The 24,129-nt window shown below is 69.2% G+C and carries 18 protein-coding genes; 8 read left to right on the top strand and 10 right to left on the bottom strand.

Annotated elements, in window-relative coordinates:
- Positions 1 to 128 precede the first annotated feature (128 nt).
- The gene (locus tag ACPUER_RS08610; protein ID WP_425130858.1) at positions 129 to 1,025 is read left to right on the top strand and encodes a LysR family transcriptional regulator; all 897 of its coding nucleotides are present in this window, start codon (positions 129 to 131) and stop codon (positions 1,023 to 1,025) included.
- A 249-nt stretch (positions 1,026 to 1,274) separates the two neighbouring features.
- Here the strand turns inward: ACPUER_RS08610 and ACPUER_RS08605 are convergent, their stop codons facing one another.
- Positions 1,275 to 2,951 carry an alkaline phosphatase family protein gene (locus ACPUER_RS08605; RefSeq protein WP_425130857.1) on the bottom strand — a complete coding sequence of 559 codons (1,677 nt, stop codon included), beginning with the start codon at positions 2,949 to 2,951 and terminating at the stop codon, positions 1,275 to 1,277.
- Positions 2,952 to 3,201: 250 nt separating this feature from the next.
- On the opposite strand from ACPUER_RS08605, the gene ACPUER_RS08600 reads away from it, so the two are divergent.
- Entirely contained in the window at positions 3,202 to 3,423 is a 222-nt protein-coding gene (locus tag ACPUER_RS08600) for a hypothetical protein (protein ID WP_034181647.1), read from the top strand.
- Positions 3,424 to 3,480: 57 nt separating this feature from the next.
- On the opposite strand, the gene ACPUER_RS08595 is transcribed toward ACPUER_RS08600, so the two are convergent.
- Together ACPUER_RS08595 and ACPUER_RS08590 are read right to left on the bottom strand one after the other, a co-directional pair.
- A complete protein-coding gene (locus ACPUER_RS08595) occupies positions 3,481 to 7,260 on the bottom strand; it encodes a DUF748 domain-containing protein (RefSeq protein WP_425130856.1) in 3,780 nt (1,259 codons plus the stop codon).
- A 151-nt stretch (positions 7,261 to 7,411) separates the two neighbouring features.
- Positions 7,412 to 8,848, bottom strand: a complete 1,437-nt coding sequence (locus tag ACPUER_RS08590) for a DUF1254 domain-containing protein (RefSeq protein WP_425130855.1) — start codon at positions 8,846 to 8,848, stop codon at positions 7,412 to 7,414.
- Between the two features lie 335 nt (positions 8,849 to 9,183).
- Here ACPUER_RS08590 and ACPUER_RS08585 point away from each other — a divergent pair, with 335 nt between their 5' ends.
- Positions 9,184 to 12,024, top strand: coding sequence for a heavy metal translocating P-type ATPase (locus tag ACPUER_RS08585; RefSeq protein ID WP_425130854.1), 2,841 nt, complete (start codon positions 9,184 to 9,186; stop codon positions 12,022 to 12,024).
- Between the two features lie 133 nt (positions 12,025 to 12,157).
- On the opposite strand, the gene ACPUER_RS08580 is transcribed toward ACPUER_RS08585, so the two are convergent.
- The 4 genes from ACPUER_RS08580 to ACPUER_RS08565 form a co-directional block, all read right to left on the bottom strand.
- On the bottom strand, positions 12,158 to 12,637 hold the full coding sequence (locus tag ACPUER_RS08580; RefSeq protein WP_175959996.1) for a GNAT family N-acetyltransferase: 480 nt from the start codon (positions 12,635 to 12,637) through the stop codon (positions 12,158 to 12,160).
- 191 nt (positions 12,638 to 12,828) lie between these two features.
- Positions 12,829 to 12,984: a hypothetical protein gene (locus ACPUER_RS08575; protein WP_175959995.1), complete on the bottom strand. Its 156-nt coding sequence runs from the start codon at positions 12,982 to 12,984 to the stop codon at positions 12,829 to 12,831.
- A 175-nt stretch (positions 12,985 to 13,159) separates the two neighbouring features.
- Positions 13,160 to 14,578: a flagellar hook-length control protein FliK gene (locus tag ACPUER_RS08570; protein ID WP_425130853.1), complete on the bottom strand. Its 1,419-nt coding sequence runs from the start codon at positions 14,576 to 14,578 to the stop codon at positions 13,160 to 13,162.
- Between the two features lie 92 nt (positions 14,579 to 14,670).
- Complete coding sequence (locus ACPUER_RS08565; RefSeq protein ID WP_425130852.1) at positions 14,671 to 15,369, bottom strand: MgtC/SapB family protein; 699 nt, start codon at positions 15,367 to 15,369, stop codon at positions 14,671 to 14,673.
- A gap of 112 nt (positions 15,370 to 15,481) precedes the next feature.
- On the opposite strand from ACPUER_RS08565, the gene ACPUER_RS08560 reads away from it, so the two are divergent.
- Positions 15,482 to 16,591, top strand: a complete 1,110-nt coding sequence (locus ACPUER_RS08560) for an AGE family epimerase/isomerase (protein WP_425130851.1) — start codon at positions 15,482 to 15,484, stop codon at positions 16,589 to 16,591.
- On the opposite strand, the gene ACPUER_RS08555 is transcribed toward ACPUER_RS08560, so the two are convergent.
- The gene (locus ACPUER_RS08555; RefSeq protein WP_425130850.1) at positions 16,564 to 18,183 is read right to left on the bottom strand and encodes a methyl-accepting chemotaxis protein; all 1,620 of its coding nucleotides are present in this window, start codon (positions 18,181 to 18,183) and stop codon (positions 16,564 to 16,566) included. The genes ACPUER_RS08560 and ACPUER_RS08555 overlap by 28 nt on opposite strands.
- A 334-nt stretch (positions 18,184 to 18,517) precedes the next feature.
- Here ACPUER_RS08555 and ACPUER_RS08550 point away from each other — a divergent pair, with 334 nt between their 5' ends.
- Positions 18,518 to 18,961 carry a PaaI family thioesterase gene (locus tag ACPUER_RS08550; protein ID WP_047902232.1) on the top strand — a complete coding sequence of 148 codons (444 nt, stop codon included), beginning with the start codon at positions 18,518 to 18,520 and terminating at the stop codon, positions 18,959 to 18,961.
- Positions 18,962 to 19,028: 67 nt separating this feature from the next.
- Here the strand turns inward: ACPUER_RS08550 and ACPUER_RS08545 are convergent, their stop codons facing one another.
- Positions 19,029 to 20,081 (bottom strand): CaiB/BaiF CoA transferase family protein, encoded by a 1,053-nt coding sequence (locus ACPUER_RS08545; protein WP_425130849.1) that lies wholly within the window; start codon positions 20,079 to 20,081, stop codon positions 19,029 to 19,031.
- Between the two features lie 201 nt (positions 20,082 to 20,282).
- Entirely contained in the window at positions 20,283 to 21,047 is a 765-nt protein-coding gene (locus ACPUER_RS08540) for an IclR family transcriptional regulator (RefSeq protein ID WP_425130848.1), read from the bottom strand.
- A 135-nt stretch (positions 21,048 to 21,182) separates the two neighbouring features.
- On the opposite strand from ACPUER_RS08540, the gene ACPUER_RS08535 reads away from it, so the two are divergent.
- The 3 genes from ACPUER_RS08535 (at position 21,183) to ACPUER_RS08525 (ending at position 24,065) form a co-directional block, all read left to right on the top strand.
- The gene (locus ACPUER_RS08535; RefSeq protein ID WP_175959988.1) at positions 21,183 to 21,965 is read left to right on the top strand and encodes a crotonase/enoyl-CoA hydratase family protein; all 783 of its coding nucleotides are present in this window, start codon (positions 21,183 to 21,185) and stop codon (positions 21,963 to 21,965) included.
- 82 nt (positions 21,966 to 22,047) lie between these two features.
- On the top strand, positions 22,048 to 23,268 hold the full coding sequence (locus tag ACPUER_RS08530) for a CaiB/BaiF CoA transferase family protein (protein ID WP_425130847.1): 1,221 nt from the start codon (positions 22,048 to 22,050) through the stop codon (positions 23,266 to 23,268).
- Positions 23,265 to 24,065 (top strand): enoyl-CoA hydratase-related protein, encoded by an 801-nt coding sequence (locus ACPUER_RS08525; protein ID WP_310136696.1) that lies wholly within the window; start codon positions 23,265 to 23,267, stop codon positions 24,063 to 24,065. The genes ACPUER_RS08530 and ACPUER_RS08525 overlap by 4 nt, the downstream gene beginning before the upstream one ends.
- The last annotated feature ends 64 nt before the right edge of the window (positions 24,066 to 24,129 follow it).

Here is a 24,129-nt window from a genome sequence, read left to right as displayed (position 1 = left end):
GCAACGCCCGCCGGACAGGGCCGGCATGCATTGTCGTGACGGACGCAGTGTGCGGATCCGACATGGCATCGTCATGAAAAAAACGTACAACGCCCGCATCGATCTGTGCGCGCAAGGAATAGTTCGCCGTGAAGCACCTGTTTCCCAATATCGCGGAGCTGCACGCGTTCGCGAGTTCCGTGAAGTACCTGAACTTCTCGTATGCGGCCCGCGAACTCGGCCTGACGCCGAGCGCGGTCAGCCGGCAGATCGCGAATCTCGAGGCGCTGTTCGGCGTCAGATTGTTCGTGCGCGAGGGGCGCAATCTCGCGCTCACGCGGGCCGGACAGGTCTATCACGCGCGCGTGATCGGCCCGCTGCGCGAGATCGGCAACGCGTCGATCGAATTGCTGAGCGCGCGCGAGAACAGTGATCTGCTGACGATCGCGAGCGTGCCGACCTTCACGACGAAGTGGCTGGTGCCGCGGCTCGCGCGCTTTCTGGCCTGCGCGCCGGGCGTCACGCTGAGTTTTCGCCGCCATCTGGCTCACGGCGACGTGTTTCCGTTCGGACTCGACGCGGCGATCCGCTATGGCGACGGCGCTTGGGAAGGCGTGCGCTGCGATTACCTGGACGGCCGTACGTTCGTGCCGGTCTGTTCCCGTGAATTCGCGGCGCGGCATGCGCTGCGCACGCCGGCCGACGCGGCATCCGCGCCGCGGCTCGTGCACGAGCAGGCGGAGATCGCATGGTCCATGTGGGCGGAACGCCATCGCGCGGCACACATGAACGCGCTGTCGGGGCCGCGCTTCGAACAGTATTCGGTGCTGATCCAGGCCGCGCAGGCCGGGCTCGGGCTCGCGCTCGTGCCGCGTTTCCTGATCGTCGACACGCTCGCGACCGGCGTGCTCGTCGAACCGTTCGACGCCCCCGTCGACGTCGACGCGCAAGGGCACTACCTGTGCTACGCGCCGGAGCGCCTGGAGACGAGCGCTGCGTTGCGGCGCTTCAGGGAATGGATGCTCGACGAATGCGCGAGCGGATGAGCCTGTCCGGCATGGCCGGACAGGCTCGGGCGGCTGGAGCCGGGCAAGCCCGGGCGGCATGGCCGGACAGGCTCGGGTGGCTGGAGCCGGGCAAGCCCGGGCGGCATGGCCGGACAGGCTCGGGCGGCTGGAGCCGGGCAAGCCCGGGCGGCATGGCCGGACAGGCTCGGGAGACTGGAGCCGGGCAAGCCCGGGCGGCATGGCCGGACAGGCTCGGGCGGCACCGCAGTGCCGCGCCGCCCGCCCCGCTCAACGCCCGATACCGAGCCCCGGCAGCACGCGCGTGTTCTCGGCCACGACCGCATGCAGCAGGCGCGGATCGGCGCCGAGCAGCTCGAGGATCGTCGGCGCGACCTGCTTCGTGCCGACGAGATCGTTCACGGTACGCGCGCGATGGATGCCCGGATACGACACGAGCAGGCCGAGGTGGCTGTCGTCCGGCGCGTTGCCGCCGTGCTCCTCGTCCTTCTTCGTGCTCGACGTGTAGATCACGCCCGGATTCGGCTGGACGATGATGTCCGGCGTGCGGCCGTCGGCCGGATCGCCGAAGCGGTCGGCGAGCGCCGCGCCGTACAGGATGTACGCCTGCGAGCCGTCCGCGCAGATCCCCGGCGCGTTGCAGCCCAGGTTCGCCTTCAGCGTCTGCACGACGGCCGTGCGCTGGCTGCGGTCGCGCAGCCAGATCAGGCCGACGTCGTCGGTCTGCACGAAGCCCGTGCCGACCAGGCCCGACCCGTCGTTCAGGTTGCCCGTCGACGTGTTGTTCTGGCCGAAGTTGCCGTTCGGGTCGAGGTAGTTGTTCGCTTCGAGCAGCTTCGTCAGCGTATCGCCGTTCTTCACGAGCTTCGTGTGGTCGGTCGGCGACTGGCCATGCTTCGCCGTCACGATCACGGCCGTCGACGTGTACAGGTCGGCCTGCTTCAGCGCCGCGACGACATGGCCGATCGAGTTGTCGACATACGTGATCGCATTCGCGACCTGACCGTTCGGCGTGAAGTCCGCGTCGAGATACCCGCCGCCCTTCGCGACCGGCGACTTCTGCGCGACGCTGAGCGTCTGGAAGTCGGCGCCGAACAGCGTCGGCACCGGCGCGCTCTTCGTGCCCGTCGAATCGCGGCCTTCGATCTGGTTGATCAGCGCCTGCACGTGCAGGTTGTCGAAGCGCGCGGTGTGCGAGTAGACGTCCGTGTACTCGGTGTTCGTCGCCGGGTCGATCGAGTTGATCTCGGTGCGCATCAGATCGTCGACGCCGGTGCCCGACGGGCCGTTCAGCCAGTCGTAGCCCCACGCATGCTTGTCGGCCCACGCGGTGTGCGCATTCGGCACGCCGGCCTTCACGGCCTCGAACACCGTGTTGGTCTTCAGGTAGTTGTGCGGATAGACCGGCACGCACTGGCCGCCCACGCGCGCATGCGGGATCGCTTGCGGGTTGAACGCGCCGCCGCCGTCGAGGTGCACGAGCTTGCCGCCGTTGATCGCGTCGATGCCGGTCGTTTCGTCGAACACGACGTTCCAGCCCTGCTTGCCCGAGCACGTCGTGTCGCTCGGCGCATACAGGTTGCGGTCGTACGACACGTCGTAGAACAGGCCGGCCGTCTTCGGCGAGCCGCCCGTCACGAGCGCCGCGAGGCCCGGGAACGAATCAGACAGGCCAGGCGTGTACGCATTCGCGTACGTCACGCCGCTCTTGGCGAGCACCGCGATGTTCGGGCACGTGTTCGCGCCGATGCAGCGCGCGAGATCCTGCTCGTGCAGGCCGTCGACGCTGATCAGCAGCACGTGCTTCACGACGCGGCGCGCATGGCCGCCGTTCTCGCCCTGACTGTTGCCGTCCTGCTGCGCCGCGTACGCGCCCATGCTTGCGAGCGCCAGCGCGCCCGCCACCATCGCGGCCATCTTCCGCTGCTTACCGAAGAACGAAATCATCACCCCACCTCATCGATTGATGTTGAACTGCGTGACTTGCCATCAGGCGCGCAAAATATCGCCGGATCGTGCGGCGGTCGGATGAAGCGGGGCTTTCTGTTCTCTGTCAAACGTAACCAAACGCAAGTGACATGACGCGGTCGCAATGCGGTCCGTTCCGTGCGTCGGCGTGCGCTGCCGGATTTTTTTTCGGCTTGGCCCGCGACTATTGGCGTGTGATAAAGGGTTTTCCCTGACCCGGAGCACGACTATGTCGACCCTGGAAGCTCTCCGGTTCGTGCTGGACGATGCACGCACCCCCGAAATCATCCGCCATCACGTCGTCGACGCGCTGCAGTACGCGCTGCGCAACTACGGACAGGTATTCACTGCGAAGGAAGTCGAATGGCTGACGCAGTGGGACGACGCGCGTCTGCCGCTGGCCGCGAGGAAGGAACTGGACAAGCGCGAACCGGCAATCGTCGCGCGCTGAAAAAAAGCCGCCGCGCCCGGCTGGTGCGGGCGCGGCGGCAGCGGATGAAGCGACGGCTTACTGGAGCCCGAAGTCGACGCGGGTCGTCGCGCCCTTGTCCTCGATGCCCTTCGCATCGAGCTTCGGTGCAACGACGAACACGCGGCTCGAATCGATCTTTCCTTCGAGGTACTGGCGCACGGCCTGCGCGCGCTGCTGCGCGAGCGCACGCAGCGCGTTGTCGTCGGCCGGTGCGTGATCGGCCAGCGCCTGCTTCATGTCCGCATCGGGCAGCGTCTTCTGCAAGCCGACCAGGTTGCGCGGCTTCTTGAAGTCGGCGGCCTTGTACGCGCGCGTCAGGTACTTGGAATATTCGGCCTGCTCGACCTTCACCGACATCGGATCGATGCTCTCGCCCTGGCCGACCACGTCCCTCAGCTTCTGCTGGCGCACCAGCCGGTCGACGTACGCGTCGCGCAACCCCGGCGTGTCCTTCGCCGGATCGACGCGGCCGATCAGGTCGAGGCGGATCGACGGCTTCTCGGTCAGCATCTTCACGACGGTGTCGAGCTTCTGCTGCTGCGCATCGGTCAGCGCGTACGTACCCGGCGCGAACTCGACGTAGCCGAGATCCTCGCCGCCGCCGCCGAACGCATTCGCGAGCAGCGTGAACGGCGACGTGACGGCCTTCGCGATCAGGTTCAGCACCGCATGCCAGATCAGCCCGCCGATGCTGAACTCCGGATTCGACAGCGAACCCGACACCGGCAGGTTCACGTCGATCTGGCCGCGCGTGTTCTTCAGCAGCGAGATCGCGAGCTTCACCGGCAGCTTCGTCGCCGTGTCGTTTTCGACGTGGTCGCCGAACGTGAGCTGGTCGATGAAGATGTGGTTGTTCGCCGTCAACTGGTCGTTCGCGAGCTGGTAGTGCAGGTCGACGTTGAGCTTGCCCTTCGTGATCGGATAGCCGGCGTACTTCGCCGAATACGGCGTCAGGTTGGTCAGCTCGATGTCGTGCGCGGTCGCCGTGAGGTCGAGCGCGGGTTTCTCGATCAGCGGGTTTACCGAGCCCTTGATCGAGATCGGCCCGTTGCCCGCGAGGTTCGCGGCGACATCGACCGGCGCGGACGTCGTCGAATCCGTGCCGAACGCACCGACCGTCCCCTTGATCGCGACCAGGTTCGCCGTGTAGTTCGGCTTGATGAAGTTGTCGGTGTACGTGACGCGGCCGTCCTGCAGCACGAGCTGACCGAAGTGCATCCGCACCGGGTGCTGCGGCGGCTGCGCGGCCTTCACGACCGCCGGCGCGGACGCGGCCGATGCAGCCTGGGCCACGGCCGGCGCCGACGCGGCCTGCGGCGACAGCGGCACCGGCTCGCCCTTGCTTGCGTCGCGCGTGAGCGACTGCGCGGGGCCCGACTCCTTCGCGACGACGTCCTTCAGGTTCAGGCGCCCCTGCGCATCGAGCAGCACGCGGCCGTAGAAGTTCGAGAACGTCACGCGCGCGGCGTCGACGTCGGTGCCCTTCTCGTCGTAGTTCGCCTTCAGGTTCGACAGCGCGAGCGAGCGCCAGCCCGCGAACGGGTCGGACGTCGCCTTGTCGAGCATCCGCACGTCGACGAGCGCGACGTCGCCGCGATAGGTGGCGCGCGGCGTGTCCTTCACCTGCGCGAACGTCAGGTTGCCCTGCGCGTTGAGCAGCGCGCTCGCGATCGTCGCGTTCAGCACGCTGCCGAAATACGGCTCGAACGCAGCCGCGTCGAGGCGGTTGCCGTCGATCTTCAGGCCGAGCTTCAGCGGCTGCGCGGTCACGTCGCCCGCGACGTTCAGCGAGCCCTTGCGGTTCAGCGTCGCCTTCAGTTGCACCGGCAGCGGCTTGGTCATGTCGTCGCTGAATTTTTGCACCGACAGTTCCAGCGGCTTGATCGCCAGCTTCACCGGACGCGGCGTCGACAGGTCGGTGAAGTTCGCGGACGAATCCTTCACGTTCAGCGCGTCGATCCGGTAATGCCACGACGGCGCGGCGGCCTCGGCCTTGCGCGCGACCGTGCGCTGCGGCACCGATGCCTGCGCGGGTTCGGCCAGCGCCGCGAGGTCGATCTTGCCGTCCTTCAGGCGCTTCACGTCGAGCGCGAGCCCGCTCGCGTCGACGCTCGCGATCTCCGCGGTGCGCGCGGCGACGTCGACCTTCGTGATCTTCGCGCTCGCATCGGGCAGCACGATCGCGGGCGCCTTCGTGTCGGGCGTCGCGATCTTCAGCGATTTCAGGCTGACCGTGCTGTCGGCGACCTGCGCGGCGAGCGGCGTCTTGCCCCAGTCGGCCTGTGCGTTGACGGTCGCGCCGAGCGTGCCGTCGAGCACGCGCGCGCGCGTCGCCTCGCCGAGGTACGGCTGCAGCGCCGGCAGCGCGAGCGCGGCGACCGTCAGCTTCGTGCCGGCCTGCTTCGCCGCGAGATCGAATGCGCCTTCGGCCGTCACGTCGCCGCCGCGCGACAGCGACGTCGACAGCGTGTACTTCGCGGGCGTCTTGCCCTGCAGCGAGAAGCCGTCGAGCGTCGCGGCGAGCTTCGTCAGCGACAGCGCGGTCGGCTGCGCCGGCACGCGGTCGTCGACGTTGACCGTGCCGCCGTCGATCGCGAAATGACGGATCGTCAGGTCGAGCGGCGGCGCCTCCTTCGCGGCAGCGGTGGTTTCTGCCTTCGCGCCGCTGGCTGCCGCGGCGGCGATTCCAGAAGCGGCTGCGGCCCCGGACGCCGCCGGCTTGCCGGCTTCGGCCTTCGGTGCGGCGCCCGGTTGCGCTGCGAGCTTCTCGACGTTCAGCACGCCCTGCTTGTCGCGCGACAGGTCGACCACCGGCCGGTCGATCCGGATCTCGTCGAAGTGCATCGCATTGCGCAGCGGCTCGAGGCTGGCCGCCGCGACGTGCACGCCGCGCGCGGCGAACAGCGGCGCCGACGTATGGTCCGTCACCTTCGCGTCGTTCAGGTCGACGGTGCCCGATACACGCAGCGCGGGCTTCTCGCCGCTCATCACGAAATTGACCGCGAGGTTGCTGCTCAGCAAGCCGCTCGTCACGGCCACCGGCAGCTTCGCCGGCACGTACGAGATCAGCTTCGGCACGTCGAGACGGTCGAACTTCAGCGCGATCTCCGACTCGCGCGACTGCGCGAACGGCTTGGTCCTGCCGTCGATCGCGATCGGGCTGCCGTCGAAACGCATGCGCAGCTTCGGCTCGACGAAGATGTCGGTCTTCGACGCCAGCGTCGCGATATACGGAATGCCGAGCGTCCAGTTGTCGACGACGTGCTTTTCGTTCAGCAGGCGATCGTCGAAGTCGATCCGGCCGTCGTTCACCTGGATGTTCGACACCGAGAACTGCGTCGGCTTGCTTTCGGGTTTGGACGGCGTCGAGAACTTCTCGATCAGGTCGGTGAAGTTGAAGCGCTGCGCGTCGTAGCGGACGATGTGAAAGCGCGGCGAATCGACGCGGATTTCGTTGACGATCGGCGCGCCGCGGAACAGCGACGACCACGACGGCCTCACGACGAGCTTGCCGATGTCGATGAAGTCGCCCTGGCCGCCGCGCTCGCCCAGGCGGATGCCGTCGGCTTCGAGATTCAGCGTGTACGGGTTCAGCGCGATGCGCTGGATCCTGGCCGGCCGGTCGAGCTGCTTGCTCAGCTGCTGTTCGGCGACATGGCGGATCAGCGGCGGCGCCGCGAAGAACCCCAGCAGTCCGAATAAAACGAGGAAGATCAGTACGCCGATGCCGATACGCCGGGTCCGGCGCGAGCGTGCAACGCCGCCGAGGGCATGGAGGGTAGTCGAGGATACGGTTTCTTTGTCTGCGCTTGCCATGCTTGAATATCTCGGGAATGGATGCTGGGCCGCACCGGAAAGCCGGGCGGCCGTGCACGCTATCCCGAAAGTATAGGCTCAGGAGGTGGCGGTACGGAGGTCGGGCGCCGCCGCCGCGCCCGCGGGTCGGACAACGGCGGCGGTCAACCGTTCATTTCCGGACGACGACGGGCGGCATCCACGAGCCGTCGCTTGCCTGCGGCTTCGGCGCGTACAGGCGCAACGCGAGCGCGAAATCGGTGCGCGGCGCCGGCAGCCAGTTGCCCGCATACGCGCCGCCCGGCGACGCCGACACGACGATGTCGATCGAGCCGTCGTGGTTGCGGCGCAGCCGGTCGCGATCGCCGAGCGAGCGGCGCGCCGCGCCGACGTCGGGCAATGCGCCGTTCGTCGTGTAGGGCGTGAGCGTCCAGAACGCGCGCACCGGCGGCAGCGCGCCCGGCGCGAAATGCAGCACGTAGCGGTTCGCGCCGTTCAGCGGATGGCCGTCGCTGTCGACGCGCACGACCGCGAGCGTTTCGTCGTCGCGCGTCGCGGTGCCGAACTGCGTGTAGGCCGCGTATGCGCGCAGCGCGTAATCCTGGCCGTACTTGCCGGCCGTGTCGCCGATCCAGCTCCAGCCGTTCGCGTTCAGCAGGTTCGACGGCGGCGTCGCGAGCCGCGCGCGCGCCTCGGCGACACCCGCCGTCGCGGCCGCGAGGCGGTCGCCCGTCCACAGCACCGGGTAGCCGGCCGACACGCCGATGTCGCCGAGCAATTCCTGCGCGTGCGCGTCGTCGGCCGGCGGCGGGTTGTCCTGCAGCGCCTGCGCGAAGCGCGCGAAGAACGCCTTCGGGTCGAGCGCGGCCACCTGCTCGGCCGGCGTGCCGCCGCCCACCGCTTCGGACGGCGCGCTGCCCGCATGGACCGCAACCGACGCGCCGCGCGCGGCGCCTGTGTAAACGGACAGCGGCACCACGCGGATCGCACGCTGCAACTTCTTCACGTTCGTGAGATCGCGCCCGCCGCTCGTCTGCAGCCGCACTTCGAGCCACGCATTGCCCGACGGCACGTCGACGCGCTGCACGCCCTTCGGCAGCGTGCCCTGCCAGTCCTTCGCGGCAAAGGCAATCGTTTGCGATCGTGCGCCGCCGCGGGCCCCGCGTGCCGGCACGCCCGACGACGACCACAGCACGTTCGTCCACATGTCGAGCGCGCGCGCGTCCCAGTAGCGGCCGCGCGTGTCGGGCAGCGCGACGATCACGGGTTCGGCGCCGACGTCGAGCCAGCCGGTCGAGTCGAGCGTGTCGACGCCCGGCAGCGGCGGATTGACCGCGCCGACCGGCGGCAGCGCCTGCGCGTGGCGCAGCGTGTTGAGCGGCGCCTGCCCCGGCTGCGCGCCGTCGCCGCCCGTCGCCGCTTCCTTCGCGACGTCCATCAGCACGAGCGGATACGCATAGACATAGGAGTCGGCGACTTCCGCACGCATCCAGCCGGTTTTCCGCTGGATCGAATCGGGTTGCGACGCGCATCCCGCAAGCAACGCCGCCATGACCAGCGACGCGCACGCGCGCCGCGGAGAAACGGATTCTCGTAGGTTTTCAATCATCGATTACTGGCCGAATATCGTTCTTTTCAGTCAACGCCTTGTTCGACTCGCGAACGGCGAACGCAAGGCACCTCAGCTTGCCCGCATGACCGTCTCGCTACGGTGGGCGCTGGTATCAGGCCGGTATCATAGCGCCTAAGGGCATCCCCCAATATGCCGAATAGAGGGCGGAACGCTAGTTCCGCCGTCGCCGGGCAGCGCTCCGGCGTGTCGGGTCGATCCGGCACCGCGTCCAGACGACGCGTTGTATCGTCGCCGGCGCTTGACCTTCCCATCATGGGAATGTTGATACTGGGATCATTCGCGGCACGAACCGCGCTTTTGGGGAATCCGACATGACTGAACCACTTGCCTCCGCCGCGCTGCAAACGATCGAACTGAGCGTCGACGGCATGCATTGCGGCGGCTGCACGGGCCGCGTGCAGCGCGCGCTGGCCGCCGTGCCGGGCGTCGTCGATGCGGCGGTCGATCTCGACGCGCATACGGCGACGGTGATCGCGCAGGAATCGGTCGAACCCGGCCGGCTCGTCGACGCGGTCGGTGAGGCCGGCTACCGCGCGGCCGTGCGTGAAGCGGTACGTGAAGCGGCGGTCGAAGCCGTCGCGACCGCGCCTGCGGTGCGCGCGCTGCGCGACGAAACGCCGCCCGTTTCGGCGGCAGCGCTTCCTGCGGCCGCGACCACAATCGAACTCGAAATCGACGGGATGACCTGCGCGTCGTGCGTGTCGCGCGTCGAGAAGGCACTGGCGAAGGTGCCGGGCGTTACACGCGCGTCGGTCAACCTGGCGACCGAACGCGCCACGGTCGATGCCGCGGCCGACGTTTCCGCCGCGCAACTGGCGGACGCCGTGAAGCAGGCCGGCTATGGCGCGACGCCGGTCGCCGGCACCGCCGCCATCGCCGTCCGGTCGGCAGAATCCGCCGCCTCCGCCGATCTCGAACTCGACATCGGCGGCATGACCTGCGCATCTTGCGCCGGCCGCGTCGAAAAGGCGCTGGCCGCCGTGCCGGGCATCGCACGCGCATCGGTCAACCTTGCAACCGAGCGCGCGACGGTGCACGGCACCGGCGCACTCGACGCCGCCACGCTGATCGCGGCGGTCACGACGGCCGGCTACCGCGCATCGCTCGCCGCCGCGCCGTCAGCCGGTGCAACGTCCGGCGCAGACGCGCAATCGGCCAGCCCCGCGCAGGATCCCGACACCCGCAAGCGCCGCGAAGCGGTCCGCGAACGCAACCTGGTGATCTGGTCGGCGGTGCTGAGCGCGCCGCTCGTCGCGCCGATGCTCGTCGCGCCGTTCGGCATCGACCTGATGCTGCCCGGCTGGCTCCAGCTCGCGCTCGCGTCGATCGTGCAGTTCGGCTTCGGCGCGCGCTTCTACCGCGCGGCCTGGCATGCGGTGAAGGCGCGCGCCGGCAACATGGACCTGCTCGTCGCGCTCGGCACGTCGGCCGCGTACGGGCTGAGCCTGTGGATGCTGCTGCGCGATCCCGCGCATCCCGGCCACCTTTATTTCGAGGCGTCGGCCGTCATCGTCACGCTCGTGCGCTTCGGCAAATGGCTCGAATCGCGCGCGAAGCGCCAGACCACCGAGGCGATCCGCGCACTGAACGCGCTGCGTCCCGACCGTGCGCGCATCGTCGAGCACGGTGTCGAACGCGACGTGCCGCTGTCGCAGGTGCGCGTCGGCACGAACGTCAGTATCCGCCCCGGCGAACGCGTGCCGGTCGACGGCCGGATCGTGACGGGCCGCTCGCATATCGACGAATCGCTGATCACCGGCGAAAGCCTGCCCGTGCCGAAGGACGACGGCGACGCCGTCACGGCCGGCTCGATCAACGGCGAAGGCGCGCTCGTCGTCGAAACCACCGCGATCGGCGCGGAGACGACGCTCGCGCGCATCATCCGCCTCGTCGAATCCGCGCAGGCGGAGAAGGCGCCGATCCAGCGGCTCGTCGATCGCGTCAGCGAAGTGTTCGTACCGGCGATCCTCGGCATTGCGCTGCTGACGCTGGTCGGCTGGCTGATCGCCGGCGCCGGGACGGAAACCGCGATCCTCAACGCGGTTGCGGTGCTCGTCATCGCGTGCCCGTGCGCGCTCGGCCTCGCGACGCCCGCCGCGATCATGGCCGGCACGGGTGTCGCAGCCCGGCACGGCGTGCTGATCAAGGACGCGCAGGCGCTCGAACTCGCGCAGCGCGCTACCGTGATCGCGTTCGACAAGACCGGCACGCTGACCGAAGGCAAGCCGTCCGTGACGGCATTCGAAGCCGTCGGCATGCCGCGCAACGAAGCGCTCGCGCTCGCAGCGGCGGTGCAGCGCCAGAGCGACCATCCGCTCGCTCGCGCCGTGGTCGCCGTGCACGATGCGGACGTATCCGCGCGCGGTGCTGCAGCGCCGTCGGCCGTTGCAGCCGATGCGCGCGCGGTGGCCGGACGCGGCGTGGAAGCACGCGTCGGCGGACAGTTGCTCGCGCTCGGCAGCACGCGCTGGCGCGACGAACTCGGCCTGGCAGTGCCGCCGGCGCTCGACGCTCGCGCGGCGGATCTCGAACGCGCGGGCAACACGATCTCGTGGCTGATGCGCACCGATGCGCCGCGCGCGCTGCTCGCGCTGATCGCGTTCGGCGACACCGTAAAGCCGGGCGCGCGCGACGCGATCGCGGCGCTGTCGGCGCGCGGCGTCGCGAGCGTGCTCGTGACGGGCGACAACCGCGGCAGCGCGGCGGCCGTCGCGGCGTCGCTCGGCATCGGCGAAGTGCATGCGCAGGTGCTGCCCGACGACAAGGCGCGCGTCGTCGCCGAACTGAAGCGCACGCATGGCGGGATCGTCGCGATGGTCGGCGACGGGATCAACGATGCGCCCGCGCTCGCCGCGGCCGATGTCGGCATCGCGATGGCGACCGGCACGGACGTCGCGATGCACACGGCCGGCATCACGCTGATGCGCGGCGATCCGGCGCTCGTCGCCGACGCGATCGACATCTCCAAACGCACGTACCAGAAGATCCAGCAGAACCTGTTCTGGGCGTTCGTCTACAACCTGGTCGGCGTGCCGCTCGCGGCGCTCGGCTTGCTGAATCCGGTGATCGCGGGCGCGGCAATGGCGTTTTCCAGCGTCAGCGTCGTGACCAACGCACTGCTGCTGCGGAGATGGAAAGGGCGGGCGCGCTGACGCGCTCCGGTGACGCTGGCCGGACGGGCGTTCGGCGTTCGGTGAACAGGAAGGATCGGGAGGGTGGCCGGCGTTTGCCGTCAGCCGCGTGTCGAATCGGTCGCACGTGACGACGCAGCGCCTGCCAGCGGATTCAGCCCGGGATGACCGGCTTGATCAACGTCGTCGTGATCGGCACGAAGCCGCACGCACGATACAGCGCGCGGGCCGCCGTGTTGTGATTGAACACCGACAGGCCGATCTCGGTAATGCCGTACCGGCGCGCCTCGGCGTCGAGCGCATCGAGCGCGCGCGTGGCCCAGCCCTGGCGGCGCCGGGACGCGACGATGTCGAGGTCGTAGATGAACAGCGTGCGGTTCGGCCCTTCGGGCACGATCGCGTACCAGAGGTCGCCCACCGCGTCGCCGCTGGCGCCGTCGATGAGCACGACGAGTGTCTGGCCGGATGTCCGCAGGCCGTCCGGCAACAGCATGTCGAAACAGGCGCGCGCACGATCGGCCGCGTCTTCGACAGCATTCTGTCCGGATGAAACGAGATCGCGCGCGTAGCCGTCGATGGCTCGCGTGCGGTACGCGTGGAATTCGCCGGCCGTCATCGGCCGCATCTGCAGCATGGCCCGGTCGCCGTGAAGGGAATCGGACTTCCAGTGTAGCGGGACGGTCGCGCCGGCGCGCGGGGCAGCGGCAGAAAACAAGCGGGCAGGTGTAGCAGGCGCCGCGCCGAATCAGCGAATCAGCGAATCAGCGAATCAGCGAATCAGCGAATCAGCGAATCAGCGAATCAGCGAATCAGCGAATCAGCGAATCAGCGACGATACAGGACGATCGGCACGAGATGCGCACGACGCACGCGCTCGGCTTCGGCATGACGCGCAGCGTACGAGTAATCGGCATCGAGCGGCAGGTGCGGCGACACGAACAGGTCGTCGATCTTTTGCAGCAGGGCAAGGATGAAGCTCATGTGAGACTCCTGACAGTTGTGTCTAGGGTTTTCCCTTAGACGGACTCCATTCTAAGGGTTTTCCCTGAACTCTGCCAGTACGCCGCATCAGTTTGCCGCACGCGCGCCGCCACCGATCGCAGGCGCGGAACGGCGACACTTGCCCCGTCGGGCTTCCAGGATAGGGTCGGAACGATCAGCGCGTGCGGCGGGCACGCTTCGCGACGGCCGCGTCGCGGTTCGCATTGCGCTGAAGCCGGTCGACCTGCGACAGGAGCGCTTCGTGGTGCTCCTCGAGCGTCATCAACGTCGCCTGCTGCGTCGACAGGTCGGCCGCCAGGCGATCGATCCGCTGCTGCCTGGTGGCCGCGTCCTGCTTCAGGTGCGCGATCTGCCGCGTTTGCAGCATCAGCGCGACGAGCCCCGCCAGCACGACGACGGCCAGCGCCAGCAACAGGCGGTTGACGCGGCGCATCTCGCGATCGGCCGCGCGCGTCAAACCGTCCAAGTCGGCCTGCAGCGCGGCGAGCCGGTCGGTCAGCGGGCGCAGGTGCGTGTCAGGATCGAAGGCCGGCGCGGCCGGCTGCGTGCGTTCCGACGACGGCTTCGTCACGAAGGACGCGGCGGAAGCCACGGGCTGTGCGACTGGCGACGGCGCGGCGTTGGTCGGGGCAGCGTCACGGGAGGTCGCGGGAGTTGCTGGCTCGACCGGTTGTGCCGGCGTCTGCGGCTCGACCGTCGAAGCGGCGTCCGGCACCGCGTTCGATCCGATCGCGTCCGGCGCCTTGTCGACGCTCGTCGCAACCGGCGCGGATTGCACCGACGTCGCGTCGCTTGCGCCGGCAGCCGCCCGGCGTTTGCCGCCCGACGACGAGCGGCGTTCCTTCACTGCGTCGCCGGAAGAGCGCCCTTCGCGGGATTTGACGGTCGCGACGCCGGCCGCCGCTTCGACAGCAGCTTTCGCGACTTCGTCATCAGTCGCTTGCCGATCGGCCGTCTTCGCCACGGCACCATCTGCCGCTTGCAGCCCGGTTGCCGTCACGGTAGCGCCATCGGCCGCAGGCACATCGGCTGCCGTCGCTGCAACGCCAACGGCCGCACGCGCATCGGCCGCCTTCGCTGCAACGCCGTCGGCCGCAGGCACATCGATGACCTTCATTGAAACGCCATCAGCCACGGACATACCGTCCGCGTTCGTAGCATCCCCACCTTCCGGCGCAGAAACACCACCGGTCGCCGCCGCGACTTCCGGCTTCACCGCACCTTCAGCTTCCGCATGTCCCGCCGTACTCGCGGCCTCCGGCGCGCTGAACCCGTCCAGCGAGGCCTGCCGCCCGGCGGCCGCATCGTCCGCGACACCGGCCGCCGCTTCGGCTTCCGCAACCGCTTCGTCGCGTGCCGTGACCGGCACCCGCTCGCCCGGCTCGAGCACCGGATCGCCAAACAGGTCGAGCGTCAGTTCATCCCGCGACGCATCGCCGGCCGGCGCGCTGCCGGGCCGCGACGTCGCCCTCGCGGACGTGCTGCTCGCGGCAGCCGCCGAGCGCTGGCGGGAACGGGCCGACGAACGATTGAAACGGGAACGGGAACGAGACGTGGAAACGGATTCGGTCATGGAAATCGGATTGCGGGGCCCGCGAGCGCGGAACCGGAAGTCGAACGGAATCGGTGGCCGGCCATTGTCGCACGCCCCGCAACCGATGCAGCCTATTCGTCGCCCGACAACCCGTTCCCTTCTTCGAAACGCGTGACACCCTGCAGCGCGCGCAACTTATCGCAGATCGCCTGGTATTCGAGTTCCGACACCCGCGCGAGCGCGATGCGCACTTCGTCGTGCTCGCCCGTATCGTCGGCGCGCTGCACGATGAATTGCTTCACGCGCGCGCTGTCGGCGCCGAGCGCCGCGTGCAGCGAATCGAACGTCAGCGCGCCGCTCACGACCGTCAGCGCAAGCTGGCGCCGCTGGCGCACCGTGAAATAGCGCCGCTCCAGCGGCTTGATGCCGGCCAGGATGATCAGGATGATGATCGTCGCCGAAATCGACGCGACATAGAGCCCGCCGCCCACCGCGAGGCCGATCGCGGCAACCGACCACAGGCTCGCTGCCGTCGTCAGCCCGCGCACGATCTCGCCGCGCAACAGGATCGAGCCCGCGCCGAGGAAGCCGATGCCCGACACGACCTGCGCGGCGATCCGCGACGGATCGAGCACGATGTGCTCGCTGCTGCCGAGCACGTCGGCGAAACCGAATGCCGACACGATCATGATCAGCGTCGAGCCGACGCACACGAGCATGTGCGTGCGCAGGCCGGCCGCCCACGACAGGCGCTCGCGCTCGAAGCCGATGACGCTGCCGAGCGCCGCCGCGAGAACGAGCCGCATCACGAGTTCCAGGTTGCTGAGCATCCGATTTATCTCCTTTTTTTTGTGCCGGCCGCGCGGAATGTTTTATCCTTGGCCCCGGCCGCGCCGATCCGGGCCGCGCCGACACGTTCAGATCCAAGCGCTCAACCCCGTCATGTCCGTTTCCGACTCCGCTTCCGCCCAGGCCGCCCAGTTGCGCCACCATTTCGCGCACATCGTCTTGCCGATCTGGCGGGGTTCCGGGTTCGACCACACGTTGCGGCTGCCGTTCGAGGCCGTCGATCCGGCCGCTCACGCGCCGCTACCCGTCACCCGTTATCGCGCAATGGCCTGCGCGCGGCAATTGTTCGTGTTCGCGCAGGCCGGCGACACAGCACACGCGGCCACGCTGTTCGACGCGCTGTGCGGCCGCTTCCGCGACGCGCGCCACGGCGGCTGGATCTACAGCGTCGACGCGCAGGGCGCGCCGCTCGATTCCACCAAGGATCTCTATACGCACGCGTTCATCGTGTTCGCGTGCGCCGCATGGCATGCGGCGTCGGGCGACGCCGCCGCGCGCGCGGTGGCCGAGGAAACCGCCGCGCTGATCCAGGACCGCTTCGCGCCGCGCCATGGCGACGCGCTGCTCGATGCGGCGCGCCACGCCGATTTCTCGTCATCCGGCAGCGGCGCGCTGCAGAATCCGCTGATGCATCTGACCGAAGCGTGGCTCGCAGCCGCCGACGCGTTCGGCGACGCGGCGTTCGACGATGCGCTCGCACGCACCGCGCAGGCCGTCGAGCGCACGTTCGTCGACGCGGCGACCGGCTGCGTCGCCGAACTGCCGCTCGGGGCGGCCGACAACCGTTTCGAACCCGGCCATCAGTTCGAATGGTTCTATCTGGTCGATGCGGCCGGCGCACGGCTCGCGCAGACCGGGCTCCCCGACACGCTGTCGCGCGCGTTCATGTTCGCGGAGCAATACGGTGTCGATGCGCAGACGGGTGGCGTCTGCGCGGCGCTCGACGCGCAAGGCGTATGCATCGACGGCACGCAGCGGATCTGGGCGCAGACCGAGTACCTGCGCGCGCTCGCGACGCACGGCGGCACGCCGGCGTCCGCGCCGCTCGCGCAGCAAATCGGGCGTTTCGCCGCGCGCTTCCTGCATCCGCGCGGCTGGTTCGAGTGCAAGACGGCGGACGGGCAGGTGTCGCGCGCCGACATGCCGTCAACGACGCCCTACCATCTCGCGACCGCCTACGCGGCGCTGCCGGCCGGTTCGTAACCCGCGTCGGCGAACGACGGCGCCGCGCGTTCGCCACGTGCGGCGCGCGCATCGCCGAGTTCGAACACCGACACCGCCTGCATCAGGTGCGCGGTCTGGTCGTTCAGCGACGCGGCCGCCGCCGCGACTTGCTCCACCAGCGCCGCGTTCTGCTGCGTCAGTTGATCCATCTGCGTGACGGCCTGGTTCACCTGCTCGATCCCGACGCTCTGCTCGACCGACGCGGCCGTGATCTCGGACATCGTCTGCACGACGCGCGTGATCGACGTCGACACCGTCCGCATTGCTTCGCCGGCGCGTTCGACGAGCTCCGCGCCGCCGTTGATCTGCGCGACCGAATCCTCGATCAGCGCCTTGATCTCCTTCGCCGATTGCGCGCTGCGCTGCGCGAGCGAGCGCACTTCGCCCGCGACGACCGCGAAGCCGCGCCCCTGTTCGCCAGCCCGCGCGGCCTCGACCGCGGCGTTCAGCGCGAGGATGTTGGTCTGGAACGCGATGCCGTCGATCACCGAGATGATCTCCGCGATCCGCCCCGAGCTCTGCGCGATGCCGCGCATCCGGTCGATCACGCTGTCGACCACGCCGCCGCCGTGGCTCGTCGCTTCGAGCGCCGCGTCGGCCAGCGCGCTGGCCGCGCGTGCGCTGTCGGTGTTCTGCCGGACGGTCGCGGTCAATTCCTCCATGCTCGCGGCTGTTTCCTCGAGCGATGCGGCCTGCGTGCCCGTGCGCGCCGACAGGTCGGCGTTGCCGCCCGCGATCTCGCCCGCGCCGAGGTGGATCGCATCGGACGCGTGCCGCACCGTGCGCACGGTGCCCGCGATGCTCGTCTGCATCGCGGCGAGGCCGCGCAGCATCCGGTCGATCTCGAATACGCCGCCCGCCCGCACGGCTTCGTCGAGCCGGCCCTGCGCGATCCGTTCGAAATGGCGGCTGGCCTCGTCCAGCGGCGCAACAACCGCGCGCCGCGCGGCTGCGTAGATCGCCGCGCTCGCCGCGAGCATCGCCACCAGCAGCGCGATGCCGACCGACTTGAACCAGAGTATGCCGCCGTCGATCGTGTCGAGCGCCGTGCGGCTCGATGCGCTGCCGTATTCGGCGAAGCGGTGCAGTTCGGCGAGGTAGGCGTCCTGGATGCCTTGCGTCGGCTGGTCGAGGAAGGCCTGGATGTTGTCGGCGTCGAGGAACTGCACGAGTTCGCCAAGCGCGCCGCGCAGCGCGCGATAGCGCTCGGCGAGCGCCGCGACGCGCGTGCGGTTCGTGTCGTCGACCGGCTGCGCGGCCATCAGCGCGGCGAACGCCTTGTCCGCTTCGGCAAGCGAAGCGCCGGCATGGCGGATGATGTCTTCCGGCTTCGGGCCGCCGCGCACCATCCGCGTGCCGGCGCGCGACAGGTTGATGCGCGCGTCGAGCAGGTGCTCGGTCGCCTGGTTGGCCGCGTTGACCTGCGCGATCGCGACGTTCGACAGATCGTCGACGCCGCTGCGCGTCGACGCGAGCGCCCGGAAGCCGAGCGCTTCGATCGCGAACAGGAAGAGGCAAAACACGGTCAACACGCCGAGCAGACCCGACGCGAGCTTGATTTTTCCGAACATGGGGAGATTCCTGGAGAGCGGACGATGAGGCAATGCCCCGGCATTAGCGGCATTTCTTCGTCGGACTTTAGGAGCGGTCGCCTAGGTGGGGCCGTCTAAGGCAGGGTTGCCTGGGTGCGGCGGGCGAGGCGCGGTCGAAAAGACGGCCCAGTGACGCGCTTCGCTCGCGCATTCCCGCCGAATCGCCCGCAAACAAGGACAACTCCTGCGTTCGACGCAATAATCGCGTCACATCGCGCCGGCAATTGCAGGAATCGCGGACGAATTTCCTTGCTTATCCGCAGTCCCCTTCCTAGAGTTCAGCGCAAGCGGGCACTCATTTCGAGGAAAGTTGATGACCGACATCACGGACCACGCGCGCGGCGCATTGCGTGCGCAACCGTTCAGCATGCTGCTGGGCACGGAGTTGATGCATATCGGCGACAACGAGGTATCGCTGTGCCTGCACGTGCGTGACGAGCTGCGGCAGCAGCACGGTTTCGTGCACGGCGGCGTCATCAGCTATCTCGCCGACAACGCGCTGACGTTCGCCGGCGCGCTCGTGCTCGGCCCGCGCGTAATCACGGCCGAATACAAGATCAACTACCTGCGGCCGGCCGTGAACGGCACGCTCGTCGCGCGCGCGAAGCTCGTCTACGCAGGTCGGCACCAGGCGACCTGCCAGTGTCACGTGTTCGTCATCGACGGCGATCACGAGCGGCTCGTCGCGATCGCGCAAGGCACGATCAACCGCGTCGGCGACGGCAAGGTGCCGGATATGCCGGAGGAAACGGCCTGAAGAAACCGCCTGAAAACGGCCCGAGCGGCCGCCATCCGATGCCGCGCAACGGCACGCCTCCGCGCCGCTAGCCCGCATCGTCCCCCGTCAGCGGCAGGAAACGCGGCGCCACGCGCGCCCGCACGTTGCCGTTCTCGTCGGTCCGATAGATCCCGCGCGCCGCGTTGTGCGGATGCCGCGCCGCGTCGGCCACGCTCAATACCGGCGCAAAACATGCGTCGGTGCCTTCGAGCAGCGCGCGCCAGTGTGCGGACGGCTGCTGCGCGAACACCTCGGCGAACCGCACCTTCAGCGCGGGCCAGCGCGCGCGGTCGTACTGCGACGCCGGATCGACGTCGGTCAGCCCGAGCCGCTCGACCAGCAGCGCATAGAACGGCGGCTCGAGCGCGCCGATCGTCACGCATTCGCCGTCCGCGCAGCGATACACGTCGTAGAACGGCGCGTCGTGGAAGAGGCTCGGCTGCGCGCCGTCGAGTTGCCCGTTCGCACGCGCCCACAACGCAAGCGAACCGAGCATCGACACGATGTCGACGATCGCGCCGTCGACCACGCGCCCCGGCCCGCCGCCGCGCACGTCGAACAGCGCGCAGACGATCCCGAACGCGAGCCCGAGCGCGCCGCCCGCATCGCCGACGACGGTCGGCGGCAAACCCGGCCGGCCGTCGTTCGGTGCCGATAGCGACAGCAGCCCGGTCAGCGCGACGTAGTTCAGGTCGTGCCCGGCCGCGGCCGCGAGCGGGCCGTGCTGGCCCCAGCCGGTCATCCGCCCGTACACGAGCTTCGGGTTGCGGCGTGCGCAATCTTCGGGCCCGAGGCAGAGCCGCTCCATCACGCCGGGCCGCAGTCCCTCGATCAGCGCGTCGGCCTGCGCGATCAGATCGAGCGCCGCATCGCGGCCGGCAGGCGCCTTCAGGTCGAGCTCGACGATCGCTTTGCCTTCGCGCAGCAGATCGCCGTCGCGGCCCCGCAGCGCGTCCGGCGCACTCGTGCGGCCGGACGGCCGCGCGATCAGCGTGATCCGCGCGCCCATCCCGGCGAGCATCCAGCCCGCGAGCGGGCCGGGGCCGAGGCCTTCGAATTCGACGATGTGGATGCCGGCAAGCGGCGCGTTCAATGGCATTGCGACCTCGCTGAAATGCAACCGTGACAGGGGCAAGGAAACGCATCGATTCTATGCGAATGCGTGCGACGGACGCGGCACGAACGATGACCGGGCCGATACCCGGGATCGACGTCCCGGCCGCATCGCCATCGCTCGCCGTCAGGCACCGGCACTTGCCCGATGCCGACAACGCCCGGCGCACGGGCCAGCCTGCCGCGGCTAGCCGGCCGCCTCGCCCGCGCGCTCGGCCAGCGCCTCCCGCATCGCCAGCACGATCGCGTCGCGGTGCGCGTCGATCCGCTCGACGGGCCCGGCCACGCCCATCGCCAGCGGCAGACCGTTCCAGCCGTCCGCGATCACCATCGAGATCATCGCGGCGCCCTGCGTCACCGTATGCGCCGAATACGAGTAGCCGTGCTGGCGCGTCTGTTCGACCTTGTCGAGCACGACGTCCTCGTCGATCGTCCTGCCCGACTTCCCGAGCCGGCGGATGCTGCGCGCCACGAGCCGGCGGATCGTGCTGTCCGGCTGGATGCTCAGCAGCGCCCAGCCGAGGCTCGACATGCAGATCTCGCGGCGCGTGCCGATCGGCGCATAGAACTGGATCGGAATCCTATGGGAGCCCGCGATCGCGTCGATGTACTGCACATACAGATCGCTCTGCACCGCGATCACGACCGCCTCGTGCGTGCGGGCGGCCAGCCGCTTCGCGACGGCGTGCCAGTGCCGCCGGCTGCCTGCCGCCGAATCGACGAGCGCTTCGCCGAGATTGACGAGCCGCGCGGTGGGCGCATAGGCGTGCGTCGCGTCGTCGTACGCGAGATAGCCGAGCGCTTTCATGCTGGTCAGCAGCGCCGCCGCGCTCGACCCCGGATAGCCGCAGCGCGTGGCGATCTCCCGCACGCTCAGCGGCCGCTGCAATGTGCTGAAGAGTTCCAGCACCTCGAACACGCGCGCCGCGCTCTTGACCACGTTTCCGCTCATCCCGCCCTCTCCGCACGCAACCGGGACGGGCCTTCCACATATGTGGAACAGAATTTCCCGCCGCCAACCGTCGTGACGATACTAGGCTTCGGCCCGCGGCGTGAAGTCCCGCGGCACAGAACATACGGAGACATCATGGCAGCCTTTCTGATCCGTGAACGGCAGGGCCCGATCCTGACCGTCACGATGAACCGCCCCGAAACCCGCAACGCCATTTCGGACACCGATGCGATCGATGCGCTGACCGAATGCTGCGACGACGCGAACCGCGACGAATCGATCCGCGTGCTGATCCTGACCGGCGCCGGCACGGCGTTTTCGTCGGGCGGCAACGTGAAGGCGATGCGTGCGTTCATCGAATCGGACCCGCACGACCTCGCCGCGATCCGGACGAGCTATCGCCGCGGCATACAGCGCGTGGCGCAGGCGTTCCAGCAGCTCGAAGTGCCGGCCATCGCGGCGGTCAACGGCCCGGCCATCGGCGCCGGCACCGATCTCGCGTGCATGTGCGACATCCGCATCGCCGCCGGCAGCGCACGCTTCGCCGAGAGCTTCATCGCGCTCGGCCTCGTGCCGGGCGACGGCGGCGCGTGGTTCCTGCCGCAGATCGTCGGCGCCGCCGTCGCCGCGGAAATGTCGTTCACGGGCGACGCGCTGGACGCACAGGCGGCGCTGCGCTGCGGGCTCGTGTCGCGCGTCGTTCCCGACGGCGACCTCCTCGCGCACGCGCACGAACTGGCCGGCCGCATCGCCCGCCACTCGGGCACCGCGTTGCGCCTGACCAAGCGGCTGCTGCGCGAAGGCCGGCACGCGAGCCTCGACACGCTGCTCGACCTGTCGGCCTCGTACCAGGCGTTCGCGCACGCCACACCCGAACATCGCGCGGCGGTGAACGCGCTGTTCGCCGCGCGCGGCTGAACCGGCGCCGCATCGCATGCCGCGCGGCCGGCACATACCGGCACGCCGGACCATCGAATTCCACATCGAAGGAAACATCGTCATGACCAGCAACAACGAAGGCGCACTCGCGGGCGTGCGCGTGGTGGACCTGAGCCGCGTTTATGCGGGGCCGTTCTGCGCGCAGACGCTCGCGGACCACGGCGCGGACGTCGTCAAGATCGAACCGCCGCAAGGCGACGAAACGCGCGACTGGGGGCCCGCGATGCCGGGCGGCATCTCCAGCTACTACTGGGGGCTCAACCGCAACAAGCGCAATCTCGCGCTCGACCTGTCGCATCCCGACGGACGCGACGTGCTGTTCCGCCTGCTCGAGACGGCCGACGTGCTGATCGACAACTTCAAGCAGGGCACGCTCGAACGCTGGGGCATCGGGTACGAAGACTGCCTGCGCGAACGCTTCCCGCGCCTCGTCCATTGCTCGATCTCCGGGTACGGCACCGACGGCCCGCTCGCGCGGTTTCCGGGCTACGACGCCGTCGCGCAGGGGCTGGCCGGCTTCATGTCGATCAACGGCGAACCGGGCGGCATGCCGCTCAAGGTGCCGTTTCCGGTCGTCGATTTCGCGGCCGGCCTGAGCGCCGTGTCGAGCATCCTGCTCGCGCTGGTCGAACGGACGCGCTCCGGTCTCGGGCAGCATGTCGACATCGACCTGTTCAGCACCGCACTGTCGATGCTGCACCCGGTCAGCACGAGCTGGATGGCGACCGGCGACGTTCCCGTCGCGACCGGCAATGTGTATGGCGCGATCGCGCCGTACGGCGTCTATCCGTGCAAGGACAAGCCGGTGGCGACGGGCGCCGGCAACAACCGCACGTTCGCGCGGCTCGTCGAAGCGCTCGGCGTGCCCGAGCTTGCGCGCGATCCCCGGTTCGCGACCAACGCGCAGCGCGTCGCGCATCGCGACGCGCTCGACACGCTGCTCGGGCAACTCACCGCCGAACTTCGCGCCGACGACGTCGTCGAGCGGCTGCTGCACGCCGGCGTCGCAACGGGGCCGGTGAACACCGTCGCCGATGCATTCGGCCATCCGCAGGCGGCGCGCAACGCGATGTTCGTCAATACCGATGCGTACACCGGCGCGGGCATCCCGGCCAAACTCTCCCGCACGCCCGGATCGATACGCCGGCCGCCCCGGCCGTTCGCCGCCGACACCGACGCGGTGCTCGGCGCGTTCGGCATCGATGCAGCCCGGCGCGACGCGCTGCGGCAGGCAGGCGTCATCCACGACGAACGCGCAGGCTCTGCCGGGAGCGCGTCATGAGCGCGCCGCGCACGTTCTCTTCCCCGACCGGCGACGACGCCCCGTCGATCCTGCGCAACGACGACGACGGCATTGCGTGGCTGACGATCCATCGTCCGCACGTTGCCAATGCGCTGTCCGCCGAAGCGATCCGGCGCCTGTGCGACGAACTGGTCACGCTCGACGACAACCCCGCGATTCGCGCGATCGTGATCCGAGGTGCCGGCGAACGGGCCTTCAGCGCGGGCATCGATCTCGGCGATCCCGAGATGCGCGGGATGCGGCCGATGCGCGGGCTCGCACGCAACGTGCACGAGCTGATCCTGGAGCTGCGCAAGCCGACCATCGCGGCCATCAACGGCTTCGCCGTCGGCGGCGGCTTTGAAATCGCGCTCGCGTGCGACCTGCGGATCGCCGCCGAGCACGCGTACTTCGCGCTGCCCGAAGCGCGGGTCGGCATGGGCGCGAACTTCGCGAGCGTGCTGCTGCCGCGCATGCTGCCGCGCGCCGTCGCGATGGAGCTGCTGTTCACGGGCCGCCGCTTCGACGCTGACGAAGCGCAGCGCGTCGGGGTGCTGAACCGCGTCGTACCCGGCGCCGCGCTCGACGACACCGTGCGCGAACTGGCGGAGGCGATCGCCGCGAACGCGCCGCTCACGATCCGCCGCATCAAGGAAACCGCGACACGCAGCCAGGGCTTGCCGGTTGCCGCGGCGCTGCGGCTGGACGTCGGCCCCGACGTCTATGCGAGCGAGGACCGGATCGAAGGCGCCCGTGCGTTTCTCGAGAAGCGCAAGCCGGTGTTCAAGGGGCGCTGATCCCGACGCAGCACGGTGGGCGACACGACGCGCGCAACCGCTCCCAGAACGCGGGCGCGTCAAA

The sequence above is a fragment of the Burkholderia sp. DN3021 genome, assembly GCF_049805555.1.
In the GTDB taxonomy this organism is placed as follows: Bacteria; Pseudomonadota; Gammaproteobacteria; order Burkholderiales; family Burkholderiaceae; genus Burkholderia; species Burkholderia pyrrocinia_C.
This window is presented reverse-complemented; position numbering and strand designations above follow the sequence as displayed.

What these genes read in the sequence shown, in the direction of transcription:
- ACPUER_RS08585 (WP_425130854.1), top strand. Translation starts at nt 9,184, where the DNA reads ATGACTGAACCACTTGCCTCCGCCGCGCTGCAAACGATCGAACTGAGC.
- ACPUER_RS08540 (WP_425130848.1), bottom strand. Translation starts at nt 21,047, where the DNA reads ATGAGCGGAAACGTGGTCAAGAGCGCGGCGCGCGTGTTCGAGGTGCTG.
- ACPUER_RS08550 (WP_047902232.1), top strand. Translation starts at nt 18,518, where the DNA reads ATGACCGACATCACGGACCACGCGCGCGGCGCATTGCGTGCGCAACCG.
- ACPUER_RS08570 (WP_425130853.1), bottom strand. Translation starts at nt 14,578, where the DNA reads ATGACCGAATCCGTTTCCACGTCTCGTTCCCGTTCCCGTTTCAATCGT.
- ACPUER_RS08575 (WP_175959995.1), bottom strand. Translation starts at nt 12,984, where the DNA reads ATGAGCTTCATCCTTGCCCTGCTGCAAAAGATCGACGACCTGTTCGTG.
- ACPUER_RS08600 (WP_034181647.1), top strand. Translation starts at nt 3,202, where the DNA reads ATGTCGACCCTGGAAGCTCTCCGGTTCGTGCTGGACGATGCACGCACC.
- ACPUER_RS08590 (WP_425130855.1), bottom strand. Translation starts at nt 8,848, where the DNA reads ATGATTGAAAACCTACGAGAATCCGTTTCTCCGCGGCGCGCGTGCGCG.
- ACPUER_RS08535 (WP_175959988.1), top strand. Translation starts at nt 21,183, where the DNA reads ATGGCAGCCTTTCTGATCCGTGAACGGCAGGGCCCGATCCTGACCGTC.
- ACPUER_RS08605 (WP_425130857.1), bottom strand. Translation starts at nt 2,951, where the DNA reads ATGATTTCGTTCTTCGGTAAGCAGCGGAAGATGGCCGCGATGGTGGCG.
- ACPUER_RS08560 (WP_425130851.1), top strand. Translation starts at nt 15,482, where the DNA reads ATGTCCGTTTCCGACTCCGCTTCCGCCCAGGCCGCCCAGTTGCGCCAC.
- ACPUER_RS08595 (WP_425130856.1), bottom strand. Translation starts at nt 7,260, where the DNA reads ATGGCAAGCGCAGACAAAGAAACCGTATCCTCGACTACCCTCCATGCC.
- ACPUER_RS08530 (WP_425130847.1), top strand. Translation starts at nt 22,048, where the DNA reads ATGACCAGCAACAACGAAGGCGCACTCGCGGGCGTGCGCGTGGTGGAC.
- ACPUER_RS08545 (WP_425130849.1), bottom strand. Translation starts at nt 20,081, where the DNA reads ATGCCATTGAACGCGCCGCTTGCCGGCATCCACATCGTCGAATTCGAA.
- ACPUER_RS08555 (WP_425130850.1), bottom strand. Translation starts at nt 18,183, where the DNA reads ATGTTCGGAAAAATCAAGCTCGCGTCGGGTCTGCTCGGCGTGTTGACC.
- ACPUER_RS08525 (WP_310136696.1), top strand. Translation starts at nt 23,265, where the DNA reads ATGAGCGCGCCGCGCACGTTCTCTTCCCCGACCGGCGACGACGCCCCG.
- ACPUER_RS08565 (WP_425130852.1), bottom strand. Translation starts at nt 15,369, where the DNA reads ATGCTCAGCAACCTGGAACTCGTGATGCGGCTCGTTCTCGCGGCGGCG.
- ACPUER_RS08580 (WP_175959996.1), bottom strand. Translation starts at nt 12,637, where the DNA reads ATGCTGCAGATGCGGCCGATGACGGCCGGCGAATTCCACGCGTACCGC.